At 55.1% G+C, this 13,866-nt stretch carries 11 protein-coding genes; 8 read left to right on the top strand and 3 right to left on the bottom strand.

What is annotated here, in order from left to right; genetic code table 11:
• Window positions 1-3: 3 nt before the first annotated feature.
• Together AB8B75_RS09515 and AB8B75_RS09520 are read right to left on the bottom strand one after the other, a co-directional pair.
• Window positions 4-1,077 (bottom strand): quinone-dependent dihydroorotate dehydrogenase, encoded by a 1,074-nt coding sequence (locus AB8B75_RS09515; protein WP_405361692.1) that lies wholly within the window; start codon window positions 1,075-1,077, stop codon window positions 4-6.
• A complete protein-coding gene (locus tag AB8B75_RS09520; protein WP_405361693.1) occupies window positions 1,061-1,411 on the bottom strand; it encodes a DUF952 domain-containing protein in 351 nt (116 codons plus the stop codon). Before AB8B75_RS09520 ends, AB8B75_RS09515 begins: the two co-directional genes overlap by 17 nt.
• 160 nt (window positions 1,412-1,571) lie before the next feature.
• Between AB8B75_RS09520 and AB8B75_RS09525 the strand changes: the two genes are divergently transcribed.
• Both AB8B75_RS09525 and AB8B75_RS09530 read left to right on the top strand, forming a co-directional pair.
• Window positions 1,572-3,128 carry a bifunctional metallophosphatase/5'-nucleotidase gene (locus tag AB8B75_RS09525; protein ID WP_405361695.1) on the top strand — a complete coding sequence of 519 codons (1,557 nt, stop codon included), beginning with the start codon at window positions 1,572-1,574 and terminating at the stop codon, window positions 3,126-3,128.
• A 103-nt stretch (window positions 3,129-3,231) separates the two neighbouring features.
• Window positions 3,232-3,918 (top strand): SOS response-associated peptidase, encoded by a 687-nt coding sequence (locus tag AB8B75_RS09530; RefSeq protein WP_405361697.1) that lies wholly within the window; start codon window positions 3,232-3,234, stop codon window positions 3,916-3,918.
• A 262-nt stretch (window positions 3,919-4,180) separates the two neighbouring features.
• Here AB8B75_RS09530 and AB8B75_RS09535 read toward each other — a convergent pair whose 3' ends face one another.
• Window positions 4,181-5,065 carry a LysR substrate-binding domain-containing protein gene (locus tag AB8B75_RS09535; RefSeq protein ID WP_405361699.1) on the bottom strand — a complete coding sequence of 295 codons (885 nt, stop codon included), beginning with the start codon at window positions 5,063-5,065 and terminating at the stop codon, window positions 4,181-4,183.
• Between the two features lie 112 nt (window positions 5,066-5,177).
• Here AB8B75_RS09535 and AB8B75_RS09540 point away from each other — a divergent pair, with 112 nt between their 5' ends.
• The 6 genes from AB8B75_RS09540 to AB8B75_RS09565 all read left to right on the top strand — a co-directional run bounded on the left by AB8B75_RS09540 (window position 5,178) and on the right by AB8B75_RS09565 (window position 13,840).
• Window positions 5,178-6,401 (top strand): acyl-CoA dehydrogenase, encoded by a 1,224-nt coding sequence (locus AB8B75_RS09540; RefSeq protein ID WP_405361701.1) that lies wholly within the window; start codon window positions 5,178-5,180, stop codon window positions 6,399-6,401.
• Window positions 6,402-6,441: 40 nt separating this feature from the next.
• Window positions 6,442-8,634, top strand: coding sequence for a thiamine pyrophosphate-dependent enzyme (locus AB8B75_RS09545; RefSeq protein ID WP_405361703.1), 2,193 nt, complete (start codon window positions 6,442-6,444; stop codon window positions 8,632-8,634).
• 538 nt (window positions 8,635-9,172) lie between these two features.
• The gene (locus AB8B75_RS09550) at window positions 9,173-10,228 is read left to right on the top strand and encodes an ABC transporter ATP-binding protein (RefSeq protein ID WP_405361705.1); all 1,056 of its coding nucleotides are present in this window, start codon (window positions 9,173-9,175) and stop codon (window positions 10,226-10,228) included.
• 82 nt (window positions 10,229-10,310) lie between these two features.
• Entirely contained in the window at window positions 10,311-11,531 is a 1,221-nt protein-coding gene (locus AB8B75_RS09555; protein WP_405361707.1) for an ABC transporter substrate-binding protein, read from the top strand.
• Window positions 11,532-11,657: 126 nt separating this feature from the next.
• Window positions 11,658-12,683 carry a carbohydrate ABC transporter permease gene (locus tag AB8B75_RS09560; protein ID WP_405361709.1) on the top strand — a complete coding sequence of 342 codons (1,026 nt, stop codon included), beginning with the start codon at window positions 11,658-11,660 and terminating at the stop codon, window positions 12,681-12,683.
• Entirely contained in the window at window positions 12,683-13,840 is a 1,158-nt protein-coding gene (locus AB8B75_RS09565) for a carbohydrate ABC transporter permease (protein WP_405361711.1), read from the top strand. The genes AB8B75_RS09560 and AB8B75_RS09565 overlap by 1 nt, the downstream gene beginning before the upstream one ends.
• Window positions 13,841-13,866 lie beyond the last annotated feature (26 nt).

The raw sequence follows: 13,866 nt of genomic DNA on the forward strand, positions 1-13,866 counted from the left end.
GTCTCAAAGCCAGTCTTCGCGACGGCTCCCGACGGCGTCGCTCACCGAGGCAAACCCGTCCCGCGCCAGCAGGCGGTCAAGGCCGCGCGCGATCTCACCGACCAAAGAGAGCCCACCAAACACCAACCCCGTATAGAGCTGAACAGCCGAGGCACCGGCACAAATCTTTGCATAGGCTTGTTGTGCCGAACTGACCCCGCCCACACCGATTAATGGGATATCTACCTGCGCGGAGAGTTGCGCCAACACGCGGGTTGACTGAATGAACAGCGGCTGACCCGAAAGACCGCCCGCCTCACCGGCTTGGACACTGCGCAGTCCTTCTCGGGCCAAGGTCGTATTGGTGGCAATGATCGCATCGACCTTGGCGTTGCGAGCGACGCTTGCAATATCTGTGACTTCACTTTCCGATAGGTCGGGGGCGATTTTCAGAAAAACCGGTGTTGTGCCCCGCTCTTCCATGACGCCTGCCAAAAGGGCGGCCAGTGCGGAGGGTCCTTGCAAATCGCGCAGTTTTTCAGTGTTGGGCGAAGAGACATTCACCGTTGCAAAATCGACAACGTCGTGGAGGTGAGCCATTACCTTAGAAAAATCCGCAGCGCGGTCATCGCTGGTCTTGTTGGCTCCCAGATTGATCCCGACAGGGACTGCCGACTGCACCGATTTGAGACGGGCACCAATGACTTCCATCCCGTCGTTGTTGAATCCGAAACGATTGATCGCTGCGGCGTCTTCGGTCAATCGGAACAATCGCGGTTTGGGGTTTCCGGGTTGCGGTAGGGGTGTTGCAGCACCCACCTCCAGAAACCCAAAACCCGCTTGCGATAGCGGAGCAATAGCTTGCGCATTCTTGTCGAAACCTGCCGCCAAGCCAACAGGGTTAGGCAGTGACATACCGGCCAAATGGGTCTCCAGGCGATCTGAGGTGATGGGGCCTGGGGATGGTGCCAGCCCGTTTTGCAGTGCCTTGATACCCAGGACATGCGCGGTCTCGGGATCGGTTCGTCGCAATGCGCGCAGCCCTATTTGTTCCAACAACTGTTTCACGACAAATCCGCGCTCATTTGCTGGCCTCATCCAGACCTGGAGGAAACTGGTGCATCCCATCGACTAAAGGCAGGGGTTGCACCCATCCGACATCTGTCATTTCCAGATTGCGGTACAGATGCGGAAACAGCTGGCCACCGCGCGAAACTTCCCATTTGAGGTCCTTACCAAGTCCATCCGTTTCAACGGCAAGGAGCATTAGATCGCCTTCGCCTGCAAAGTGTTTTGCGGCGGTTTCAGCCGCCTGAACAGCTGTCGAAAAATGCACATAGCCATCGGCGACATCGATCGGTGCCCCGGCGCTCCGCCCTTTTGCACGCAATTCGGCCCATTCGTCCGGCCTGAAAATCTTGAAAATCATCATGGTATGCTGATGCCCTGCGACCTACTTGGGGTCAAGAGCGCACAAATGCTGCCACAAAAACAGATGACGCTGAGTAAGCCGCGGGCGTGTCGCACCGATCCTTTGACACCGATTGCGTCATTCGTCACCATGTCCGCAGAGTCCAACGTAGGGGAAAAACATGAAACGAATCCTGACAACGACCGCGGCGCTGGCCCTGACCAGCGGTATCGCATCGGCAGAATACAATCTAACAATTTTGCACACCAATGATTTTCACGCGCGATTTGAACCGATCAGCAAATACGACAGCGGTTGTTCGGCCGAAGACGACGCAGAAGGTGAGTGTTTTGGCGGCTCGGCTCGCCTGGTAACCGCGATTGCCGAGGCGCGCGCGCGGTCCGACAATTCGATCCTTGTGGATGGGGGTGACCAGTTTCAGGGCACGCTATTTTACACCTATTACAAGGGGGCCTTGGCTGCGGAGATGATGAACGCGCTCGGCTATGATGGCATGACCGTGGGTAACCACGAATTTGACGATGGGCCGGAGGTGTTGCGCGGCTTCATGGACGCCGTGAAATTTCCTGTGTTGATGTCGAATGCTGATGTTTCAGCCGAGCCATTGCTTGCGGACACGCTGGCCAAATCCACCGTCATTGAGCGCGGCGGCGAAAAGATTGGTCTGATTGGTTTGACACCTGAAGACACCGATGAACTGGCATCGCCGGGGGACAACATCACTTTTTCTGACCCGGTTGCCGCCGTACAGGGCGAAGTAGACCGTCTGTCGGCGGAGGGGGTGAACAAAATTGTCGTATTGAGCCACTCTGGTTACCGAACAGATCAACGCGTTGCGGCAGAAACCACTGGTGTTGATGTGATTGTTGGCGGGCATTCCAATTCGCTCTTGTCCAATACCAATGAGCGCGCTGATGGACCCTATCCGACCATGGTGGGCGAAACGGCAATCGTGCAGGCCTATGCATATGGCAAGTTTCTGGGTGAGTTAAATGTGACTTTTGACGATGCCGGGAACATTACTGCAGCGCAAGGCGAACCGATTATCATGGACAGCTCGGTGCAACAGGATGCTGCGACGCAAGCGCGCATCGCTCAGGCTGCCAAACCGTTGGAAGAAATACGCAACAAGGTTGTTGCAGAGACCGCCGCCGAAATCGTAGGGGTTCGCGAAGACTGCCGAGCCCGTGAATGCGCCATGGGCAATCTGATCGCGGACGCCATGCTGGCCCGCGTGAAAGATCAGGGTGTCGAGATTGCCGTTCAAAATGGTGGCGGCATTCGGGCCAGCATCGACGCGGGCGAAGTGACAATGGGCGAAGTGTTGACCGTTCTGCCCTTCCAGAACACGCTTAGCACATTCGATGTGACGGGCGAAACGATCATCGCAGCGCTCGAAAACGGTGTCAGCGAACATGAAGAAGGCGCGGGTCGTTTTCTGCAAGTCGCCGGCATGAGCTATGCCTTCGATGTCTCCAAACCCGTAGGCAGCCGGATCAGCGACGTGACGGTCGGCGGTGCGCCGATTGACCCGGCCAAGGTCTATTCGGTCGTGTCTAACAACTATGTTCGCAACGGTGGCGATGGATTTGACATGTTCAAATCCGCCGAAAACGCCTATGATTTCGGGCCGGATCTGGCAGATGTGACGGCGGAGTTTCTTGCCGCAAAGGGACCTTACGCGCCCTATACTGACGGTCGTATCACGATGAAGTAACCGGGGTTTTGAAGGTTAGGCAGGCGCTCGGATGATATCCGGGCGCTTTGCTTTTGCTGCTGCGCCTCTGGATATGGGGCGGCATTCCGACTAAACATCACCCATGTGCGGACGTTTTGCCATTACCCTACCCAGCGACGCGATGGCGCAATTGTTTTCGGCGGAACCGAGCAATGATCTACCGGATGTGCCGAACTACAATGTCTGTCCAACAGATCAGATCCATGTCGTTTTTGGCACGGGTGAAGATCGCAGGCGCCTGGCGACCATGCGCTGGGGTTTTTTGCCTTCATGGTACAAAGCAACCAACGACGGACCCCTTCTGATCAATGCGCGTGGGGAAACCATCGCCGAAAAGCCCGCGTTTCGGGCAGCTGCAAGATCCCGTCGAGCCTTGGTCATCGCTAGTGGTTTCTATGAATGGACAAAAACGCCAGATGGTGTTCGGACCCCTTGGTATATCACACCGACGCGCGGCGAGGTTTTGGTGATGGCGGCGGTCTGGCAGGACTGGACCAGCCCGGATGGTGAAACTTTGCGATGCTGTGCGCTCGTGACGACAGCCGCAAACGCGACTATGGCACGCATACATCACCGGATGCCCGTCACTTTGCGGCCAGAAGATTGGCGCCTTTGGTTGGGTGAGGCAGGACATGGGGCCGCAACCTTGATGCAGGCACCGAACGAAGATGACCTGGAAATGCGCCGTGTCAGCAGGGCTGTGAATTCAAATCGGGCGTCGGGAGCGGAGTTGATTGAGCCTTTGATCGACGAAGATGACCTGAGCTAGTGAGAGGCCAAATCAGCCTGAGCGAGGTCGATCCAAAGTTTAACAAGGCAACTCAACAACAGATTTGAACATCAAATCAAACAGACCTTGGATCGACCCGCCCAATCGGCAGATGAATTTAATTTAAATTTGAATTAAGGCCGAAGATAGCCGAAGCCGTGGCCGCAAGGCGGCAATGCACGCAAATACAAAGTGTTTCTAAATCAAACACAATACCATTAAAATTATTCACGTTCTTGGCCGAGGAAACGGTCCCTTAGGGTCAGTCTGCCTGCGCGGCAAGCCATTGCCGAAAGGAAATCAAAGCAGGCACCTCTGCGCGGTCTTGCGGCCAAACCAGATAATAGCTGCCGATGCTCTGCGAGGAATGTTGTGACGCGAGGCTCAACTGTCCGCTGGTCAGATAGGGCTCAGCAAAAAAGGTTGGTAGCAATGCGATGCCCATACCGTGGATTGCGGCCTGCGCCATGGTTGAGAACTGGTCGAACACCATGCCCGGTGGCACGTCTTTCTCCACACCCATGGCGCCCATCCAGCGGGACCACCCACGCGGTCTTGTATCCAGATGCAAAAGATCGTGCTGAAACAAGTCCAACGGATTCGTCAGAGGCTCCTTGATAAGGGAGGGCGCACAAACCGGGGCCACAGTCTCCGGCAAAAGCCTTAGATAGTTGACATTGGGCCAGTCTTCTCGTCCGAAATGAATCGCTGCGTCAAAAACAGATGTCCGGAAATCGAAGGGTGCCAAACGTGTCGACAAGTTGACCGTGACTTCGGGATGTTTGCGCGCGAAGTCGCGCAGTCTTGGGGCAAGCCAATGCATCCCGAATGCCGGTAGGATGGCCAGATCCAAAGTGCCTCCCTCCGTGCTGGTGCGGGCAGATACGGTGGCCTGACCAAGGTGCTGCAGGATTGCGCGCACGTCGCGCATGTAGGCTTGGCCCTTCGGGGTCAACGACAAACCCCGTCCTTCTCGTCTCAGAAGCGAGACGCCTATTTGGTCTTCCAGTGTTTTGAGTTGGCGGCTTATGGCGCTTTGCGTCAAAGATAATTCTGCCGCGGCCAGTGTGGCGCTGCCCAATCGCGCGACAGCCTCAAAGGCCACCAGGGCCGAAGTGGAAGGGAGATAGCGGCGCGGCACAGACATATGATTTTTTCTCATAAGTAGCAGAAAAAAGCATCGTTAGTCTTTTGGCGCTTGGTTTGCAATAATAAGGCAACCCCAATTTGGTCGCCTGCCTGCACAAGAGGACAAAGACATGAACGCCGAGAGCCCCATATTGAACGCCAAAGACGCCCCGGATCTGGGAGTTTTCGAATGGCACGACCCCTTCCGTTTCTCTGAGCAACTGGAAGAAGACGAACGCATGATACAGGCCTCCGCAAAGGCGTATGCAGAAGAAAAGCTGCAGCCGCGCGTTATTGAAGCCTTTGCCAACGAAACAACTGATCGTTCGATTTTTGGCGAAATGGGTGACATGGGGTTGCTGGGTATTACTTGCCCGGAAGAATATGGCGGTCTTGGCGGATCATACGTCTCCTACGGCCTGGTCGCGCGCGAAATTGAACGGGTCGATTCTGGATATAGGTCGATGATGTCCGTGCAATCGAGTCTGGTAATTTATCCGATCTATGCATACGGCTCCGAGGCGCAGCGGAAGAAGTACCTGCCAAAACTATGTTCCGGCGCGTGGATTGGCTGTTTTGGCCTGACCGAAGCGGATGCAGGATCTGATCCCGCGGGCATGAAAACACGCGCCGAGAAAACGGCGACAGGTTATAAAATCACCGGCTCCAAAATGTGGATATCCAACGCGCCAATTGCAGATGTTTTTGTGGTTTGGGCCAAGTCTGAAGAACACGGCGGCAAAATCCGTGGTTTTGTTTTGGAAAAAGGCATGGAGGGTCTCAGTGCGCCCAAGATTGGCAACAAGCTTTCGTTGCGCGCCTCAGTCACAGGCGAGATCGTCATGGAGGGTGTTGAGGTAAATGAAGACGCGCTTTTGCCGAACGTTCAGGGTTTGAAGGGCCCATTCGGCTGTTTGAACCGCGCGCGATACGGCATCAGTTGGGGTGTTTTGGGCGCCGCTGAGTTTTGCTGGCACGCGGCGCGTCAATATGGGATGGACCGGCACCAGTTTGGAAAGCCATTGGCGGGCACGCAGCTATTTCAGAAAAAGCTGGCGGACATGATGACCGAAATCTCTTTTGGCTTGCAAGGCTCTTTGCAGGTAGGTCGCTTGATGGATCAAGCAAAGGCCGCACCCGAGATGGTCAGCATCGTGAAGCGCAACAACTGTGGTAAGGCCTTGGACATCGCGCGCATGGCGCGCGACATGCACGGCGGTAACGGAATCAGCGGCGATTTTCAGGTGATCAGGCACATGATGAACCTCGAAACGGTCAATACTTATGAGGGGACACATGACGTACATGCGTTGATCCTCGGCCGTGCGCAAACCGGTATTCAGGCGTTTTTCTAAGAACAGCGTCCCGGCTGATGCAAGGGTGAATGAGTAACCGATGGACCGCGTTCAGATTGTGCACGACAATTTCCTCGCCCGCCTTGCGGCAGAGGATTTCCCGGAAGGTCACGCGACACGTGGCGCATTATCGGCGGATGCAGCCCTCGATCTTTTCAAGGCGCAAGTTCTCAGCCGTGCGCTGGACATAGAAAGCCGCGCTATGCAGCGTGCAGGGCAGGGTTATTACACAATCGGGTCGTCAGGCCACGAGGGTATGGCCGCTGTCGCTCATGCGCTGCGCCCGGACGATATCGCTTTCCTTCACTACCGTGACGCTGCTTTCCAGATCGCGCGCGCAGCGCAGGCTGGCCAGGACGGCATGATGCGTGACATGCTATTGAGCTTTGCCTGTTCGGCAGAAGATCCCACCAGCGGTGGTCGGCACAAGGTGCTTGGCAGCCGTCCTTTGATGATCCCGCCACAAACCTCCACAATTGCCAGTCATTTGCCCAAGGCAATGGGGGCCGCCTATAGCATCGGTCTGGCCCGCCGCCGTGCACCGGAACACAAGATCCTGCCGCGTGATGGTCTGGCCATGGTGTCGTTTGGCGATGCCTCAGCCAATCATTCCACAGCGCAGGGCATGATCAACGCGGCGGGTTGGACTTCTGTTCAGGGCGGGCCTTTGCCGCTCTTGATGATTTGCGAAGACAACGGCATCGGCATTTCAACCAAAACGCCCAACGGCTGGATCAAATCATCGATGCAGTACCGGGCCGGTATCAGGTATTTTGAAGCCGACGGATTGGACATTTTTGATACGTTCGCCGTTGCTTCCGAGGCAGCCGAGTTTACCAGAACAAAGCGTAAGCCAGCTTTTTTGCACCTGAAGACGGTGCGCCTTTACGGGCACGCTGGGGCAGATGTTGCAACAAGCTATTTGCCGCGCGCGGAAGTTGAAGCAGACGAGGCTAATGATCCTTTGCTGCATTCCGCGCGCTTGTTGGTCGCGGCCAACATGGCCACTGCGGATGCGTTGCTACAAATTTATCTGCACACATTGGAGGCCGTGAAAATCGAGGCACAGTCGGTTGCAAAGCGTCCGCATCTTGCAACGGCGCAGGATGTTATGGCCAGTATCGTACCGCCGCTTCGCGTGTCCGCGCCGCGTAACGGTCCCGATCCCGAGGAACGTAAAACTGTGTTTGGTGCAGAAATGGCGCAAATGGAAGCGCCCCAGCCCATGTCGCGCATCCTAAATTGGGCGCTTCACGATCTGATGCTGGCGCACCCCGAGACCTTGATCATGGGAGAGGATGTGGGGCGCAAAGGCGGTGTCTATGGGGTTACGCAAAAACTTCAGTCGCGTTTCGGGCCGGACCGGGTCATTGATACGTTACTGGACGAGCAATCCATTCTAGGTTTGGCCATCGGCATGGCACACAATGGATTTGTCCCAATGCCAGAGATCCAATTTCTCGCCTATCTGCATAATGCCGAAGACCAGTTGCGCGGCGAGGCGGCGACCCTGCCTTTTTTCTCAGCGGGGCAATGGGCCAACCCAATGGTGCTTCGCATCGCAGGGTTGGGGTATCAAAAGGGTTTCGGCGGGCATTTTCACAATGACAACTCGCTGGCCGTTCTGCGCGACATTCCAGGCCTCATCCTGGCGTGCCCATCTACCGGAACTGAGGCCGCCCAGATGCTGCGTGAATGCCACCGTTTGTCACGCGACGAGCAACGAGTTTGCGTCTTTGTCGAGCCCATCGCACTATATCCGATGCGCGATTTGCATAGCAAAGGAGACGCAGGATGGATGACGCAATACCCAGACCCGGATAGAACTATATCTCTAGGTAGCGTGGGTCTTCACGGGGATGGTACAGATCTGGCCATCATCACCTACGGAAACGGGCACTATCTGTCGCGACAGGCTCAAAAACATCTGGCGGTCGAAGGCATCGATGCGCGCGTGATAGATCTGCGTTGGCTGGCTCCTTTGCCTGAAAACGCCTTGTTGGATGCTATTAAGGGTACCGACAATGTTTTGATTGTTGACGAATGCCGCCGAACCGGCGGACAGTCCGAAGCTCTGATGGCGTGGATGGCTGAGATCGGGCATGATAGCTACGCAAGATTGACAGCCGAAGACAGCTTTATCGCCACCGGACCTGCCTATGCTGCCACCTTGCCGAGCTGCGATGGTATTGTTGCCGCAGCGCGTGGCCTTGTTCGGGGAGCCGTTCGGTAACCATCATTGCCAACGTTGGGTCCCACTCAAATGATTCGCGCTCTGGTCGTTCGCATTCGTCAGCGGAGAACTCTAGGATGGCGACAATCTCGGTTGTAGCTCGTACAGAACCGCTCAAAAAAGTACCGTTTGTTTTTCCAAATCTTGGCCTTTTTAGCGCGTGGTCGTCACTTATGAAGTGGTGGCTCGATCCATTTGTATGAGACGTCAAATATCGAAAGTAGTTGACCCAGAGGTATTCGAGACTGGCGCAATGCTCACGTATTAACACCATGACGATTCCTTTAATATATTGATAACCATTAGAATTTTGAAATTGCAAACAGGCGCGCCAACCAAAAGGGAAGGCGATACAAGCAAAATTCGTGCAGCGCTGTCTGTAGAGGGACGATCCGTCAACTGATTTTCGCTTTTGCAAAATATGCGTTCGGTTTGCACAAATGCACACGTGTGCAAAAAATCCTTGCCAAGCGCCTTCAAGAGTGTCTAGCGTTAAGGAATGCTTGCAAAACGCAGGTCCGCGATAGCGAGGGCAACCATGGCTGAGATTCAACTGCGAAACATCAACAAACGATGGGGCAGCTTCGTTGGCGTAGATAACTTCGATCTCACAATCGCAGATCAGGAGTTTTTAGTGCTGCTAGGGCCTTCCGGCTGTGGCAAGACCACAACGATGCGGATGATCGCGGGTCTTGAAGACGCGACCGAAGGTGAGATCATCATCGACGGGAAGGTTGTGAACGACCTTGATCCAAAAGATCGCGACGTGGCGATGGTGTTCCAATCTTATGGCCTCTATCCGAACATGAATGTTTACGACAACATACGCTTTCCGCTTAGAGTACGAAAAGTTCCCGAGGGTGAACATGACAGCCGCGTGCGTCGGGCTTCGGCCATGGTGGAACTGGATGAATTCCTGCACCGCAAGCCTGCAGAGTTGTCCGGTGGACAGCGGCAACGCGTTGCTCTGGCCCGTGCGATTGTGCGCGAGCCCAACGTCTTTTTGATGGACGAGCCGCTGTCGAACTTGGACGCAAAATTGCGCGTTTCTACCCGTGCGCAGATCAAAAATCTCAGCCACGAGCTCAAAGTCACGACCGTTTATGTAACGCATGATCAGATCGAAGCCATGACTCTGGCGGACCGCGTTGTCGTGATGAAGCAGGGCAAGGTTCAGCAGGTTGGCACGCCGACGGACATTTATGATCACCCGGCAAACACCTTCGTGGCCAGCTTCATCGGCAGCCCGGCGATGAATTTGATGGAAGGAAAACTGAGCGGAGGCACTTTTAGCGGCGAACAGGTCTCTATTTCGGGCCTAGTGGGCTCTGACGGACCTATTATCTTGGGGTTTCGTGCCGAAGACGCAACTCTGGCGGAAAGTGGTCGCGGCCAGATCACAGCGCCCATTTATACCATCGAATTGCTCGGCGACGCGACAATGCTAACAGTACGAGCTGGCGGGCAGCTGGTGTCTGTCAAAGCTCACAAGGAGTATCGCGCGGAGATTGGGGACAGCGTTTCGTTCAACGTGCCGGTATCGATTTGTCATTTGTTTGACAAAGAAAACGGGACGCGCATCGACGCGACCTGATTGAAAAAGCCTCCTACAAGGGGCCAAACTGGGTGCAGCCTTGCAAGATGCACCTGAGCCAACTGCAACAGGGAGTTTGCATATGTTTCTGAAGAAAATTGCACTGGCGGGGGCGATCTCGCTGATGGGAAGCGCTGCATTTGCGGCCTGCTCATATGAAAATACCGTCCCGATTAAGTCGCTTTCGGCGGGATTTGAAGCATGGAAAGCGGTCACGGACGCCATGGCAGAATGTGGCAACTTCCAGGCTGAACTGGATCAGGAATTCCGAACCAAGCAGCCCGCCGCCTTTGAAGCCAACCCATCGCTGTATCAGATTGGCGGTGTATCCAACGGAACAATTACGCCGCTTCTGAATGCGGGAACCATTCGCCCTCTGGATGACCTGGTGGCCAAATATGGTCAGAATCTGACACCCAACCAACTGATCCGCGTCAACGACAAAATCATGGCTGTGGCAATGATGGTGAACACGCAACACTTGATGTATCGTTCCGATGTGCTGGCTGATTTGGGCATTGAAACCCCATCGACGTGGGATGACGTTCTGGTAGCAGCAGCAAAGATCAAAGACGCGGGTGTGATGGATTATCCGCTGGGAGCCACTCTGAAATCGGGTTGGAATCTAGGTCAGGATTTTAACAATATGTACGCGGGTTTTGGTGGTGCGTTTTTCAACGATGATAATACTACAGCCGTCAATTCCGAAGCCGGTTTGAAATCATTGGAAATGATGAAGGCAATGACTGAGTTTACCGATCCCGAAGTGCTGGTGTCTGATTCAACCTATGTTCAGCAACAGTTTCAGCAGGGCAAAATTGCCATGGCCAACCTCTGGTCCAGCCGGGCAGGTGCGATGAACGACGAAGCGGAAAGCCAGGTTGTGGGCAAGGTCGCAATGTCAGCCGCCCCAAAAGCGGTGGATGGCGGTGTGCCGGCCACCACACTGTGGTGGGACGGAATTGTCATCGCCAAAAACATCACGGATGAAGAGGCCGACGCAGCATTCCGCCTGGCCATGGAAGGTCTCGATACTGAGATGGTCAAAAGCGCCAATGACGCGGCCATCTGGTTGATTCCGGGCTATGAGCCGACCGATATCGCTCAAGGTGCGATTGAAACGGCAATGGCGAACCCTGCTCCGCCAGCTTATCCTTCGACCACGCAGATGGGTCTCTTGCATTCGGCTCTAGGTAATGAGCTGCCCGCTTTCTTTACCGGCGAGCGCGGCGCAGAGGAAACTCTGATCGCGATCACAGAGGCCTATGAGACTGCTGCAAAAGAAGCCGGCGTACTCAAGTGAATTGAAGCAGGCTGGCCGATCATATTGGCCAGCCTGATCAACTTGGATGCTTTTGCCGCGCGCATACCGTTGCGCATTGCTGAAGCACCCAACCGTTTTGCACATTTCCGACACGAGGACCGTCCGATGAAGTTCAAGACCTTTGCCGCCTTTGTTGGCCCGTCGGTGTTCATGATGCTCTTATTTATCGCCGCCCCTTTGGTGAGTGTTTTCATCCAGAGCTTTCAAGTCACGCAACCCATATTGGAACAACTCGAAGTCGAGACCTGCACGCCTGGTTTCCTGACGCAAACCTGTACGACCGAAGTAAAAACGGTGCCTGTCTTGGATGAGAGCGGAAAGACAATCACAGAGACACGGTGGGTTGGATTGCAAAGCTACAAAAACGTCCTGCAAATGGACAAATTCTGGGCTGCAGTCGGAAATGGCAGTTGGAACGAAATCATGCAGATAGATTTCTGGAAGGCACTGCGTTTCACGCTCTCCTTTACCCTTCTGACCTTGCCGCTTGTGATTGGGGTCGGGCTTGCGATCGCGCTGGCTGTCAATAACGCGTCGCGATCAATCCGGGGGCCTGTCATTTTTGTCTCCTTGCTGCCGTTCATCATTACACCGGTGATTGGCTCGCTGTCGATCTATTGGCTCTTTGTCGGTGACGGCATTCTCACTGCCATGATGGAGCGCTGGACAGGCACCAACATCTCGATGTTTGCGCAGGCCTGGACCATTGAGTTGTTGATGTATTTCTACCGCGTCTGGCATGTCGCGCCCTTCGCCTTTGTGATTTTCTATGCCGGGCTGCAGACGGTGAACATGGACACGCTCGAGTCCGCTGTGATCGACGGCGCCAGCCGCTGGGAGCGATTGCGCCATGTGATCGTGCCGCACCTGATGCCGCTGATCATCTTCATTGCGCTAATCCACCTGATGGATTGCTACCGTGTGTTTGAGGAAATTGTTGGCTTCCGAAGCCAGGCACATGTGATCTCGCTGCAATGGCTGACTTATGACTTCATGACGCCAGATGATGCAGGCAACCGTGCCATCAGCCGCGCTTCGGCCTCAGCGATGCTCACCATGATCGGGATCGTCTTTTTACTGATCCTGCCACTGCGCCGCACATGGCGTGACCACAAAGGGAGCGCACACTGATGTCTACGCCCAAAGCCATGCAGCAGTCTTTGGCGCTGCGTCTCTCCTCAGGTGCTTTCCTCGCCTTTTGGTGTGTTCTCGCCGCTTTCCCGATCTTCTGGATCGCTGTGATGAGCTTTAAATCGCCGGTGGATGCCTTTGCCGCCAACCCATTGGATGTCATCTTTGGCCCCGCCACGCGCGCTGGCGGGGATGGACTGTCGATCATCGACATTGCGCTAGGGCTTGCGGTGATCTTTTTTGCCATTCGCTGGGCTTTTACCAACCTGCCTCAGATGGTGCAGAAATTCTGCCCGCCGGGTTTGATCATTTTGGGCTGGATCTTCGGAGCGGTGCTCTACGCCGTTGCATTTGTCCTGATCTTTTTTGGCATTATGCCGCTTGTCCTGGGCGTTCTTAACGGTCTTCTTGGCCCCTTGGGCACACCAATACTTGGGCTCACCACCGAACACTACGTGTCTGTATGGGGCGAAAACCAGTTCTACCGAAATTTTCTCAATTCGATGTTGGTGACGGCAGGCGTTGTCACGATTTCCCTCACCGTAGGCACCCTTGCAGGCTATGGTCTTGCGCGCTCAGGTTCTGATCTGGCGTTTTGGTTGCTGATCCTGGCTCTGGTTTTTCGAGCGCTGCCGCACTCTGTGCTGGTGGCCGGGTATTTGCCTGTATTCATCAATTCCTCCGAAATCCTCCGGCCTATCTTCGGCGAAGGCGCGCCGACACTTTACGGCCAGCCCTGGGCTGTGATCGCGGTGTTGGTGTCGATCAACCAGCCTTTTACCATCTGGATGTTGCGCAGCTTCTTCCAGAACATTCCGGCCGAGCTTGACGAGGCCGCCCGGGTCGATGGTTGTAGTCACTTCCAGGCATTCCGCCGCGTGATCATGCCGGTTATGTGGCCAGGGGTGATCACGACGGGGCTTTTCAGCTTCCTTTTGGGCTATAATGATTTTCTAGTGACCTCATTGCTCCTGGATGCACAGAACCAGACCATGGTGCCTGCGATCGCGGGGTATTTTAACCGCGAAACCACCACCACCGATCAGGTTGAAGCGGTGGCCGCAGCGGTCTCGATCACGGCGCCTCTCTTTCTGCTGGTCATGGTCTTCCAACGTCAGATTGTTTCAGGGCTGACGGCGGGGGCAGTGAAAGGCTGATGAGTAAACGCACCAGATCATGTCGA

This window comes from Roseobacter sp. (genome assembly GCF_045106495.1).
Lineage (GTDB): Bacteria > Pseudomonadota > Alphaproteobacteria > Rhodobacterales > Rhodobacteraceae > Roseobacter.

What these genes read in the sequence shown, in the direction of transcription:
- AB8B75_RS09540 (WP_405361701.1), top strand. Translation starts at nt 5,178, where the DNA reads ATGAACGCCGAGAGCCCCATATTGAACGCCAAAGACGCCCCGGATCTG.
- AB8B75_RS09530 (WP_405361697.1), top strand. Translation starts at nt 3,232, where the DNA reads ATGTGCGGACGTTTTGCCATTACCCTACCCAGCGACGCGATGGCGCAA.
- AB8B75_RS09520 (WP_405361693.1), bottom strand. Translation starts at nt 1,411, where the DNA reads ATGATGATTTTCAAGATTTTCAGGCCGGACGAATGGGCCGAATTGCGT.
- AB8B75_RS09555 (WP_405361707.1), top strand. Translation starts at nt 10,311, where the DNA reads ATGTTTCTGAAGAAAATTGCACTGGCGGGGGCGATCTCGCTGATGGGA.
- AB8B75_RS09550 (WP_405361705.1), top strand. Translation starts at nt 9,173, where the DNA reads ATGGCTGAGATTCAACTGCGAAACATCAACAAACGATGGGGCAGCTTC.
- AB8B75_RS09525 (WP_405361695.1), top strand. Translation starts at nt 1,572, where the DNA reads ATGAAACGAATCCTGACAACGACCGCGGCGCTGGCCCTGACCAGCGGT.
- AB8B75_RS09560 (WP_405361709.1), top strand. Translation starts at nt 11,658, where the DNA reads ATGAAGTTCAAGACCTTTGCCGCCTTTGTTGGCCCGTCGGTGTTCATG.
- AB8B75_RS09565 (WP_405361711.1), top strand. Translation starts at nt 12,683, where the DNA reads ATGTCTACGCCCAAAGCCATGCAGCAGTCTTTGGCGCTGCGTCTCTCC.
- AB8B75_RS09535 (WP_405361699.1), bottom strand. Translation starts at nt 5,065, where the DNA reads ATGTCTGTGCCGCGCCGCTATCTCCCTTCCACTTCGGCCCTGGTGGCC.
- AB8B75_RS09545 (WP_405361703.1), top strand. Translation starts at nt 6,442, where the DNA reads ATGGACCGCGTTCAGATTGTGCACGACAATTTCCTCGCCCGCCTTGCG.
- AB8B75_RS09515 (WP_405361692.1), bottom strand. Translation starts at nt 1,077, where the DNA reads ATGAGGCCAGCAAATGAGCGCGGATTTGTCGTGAAACAGTTGTTGGAA.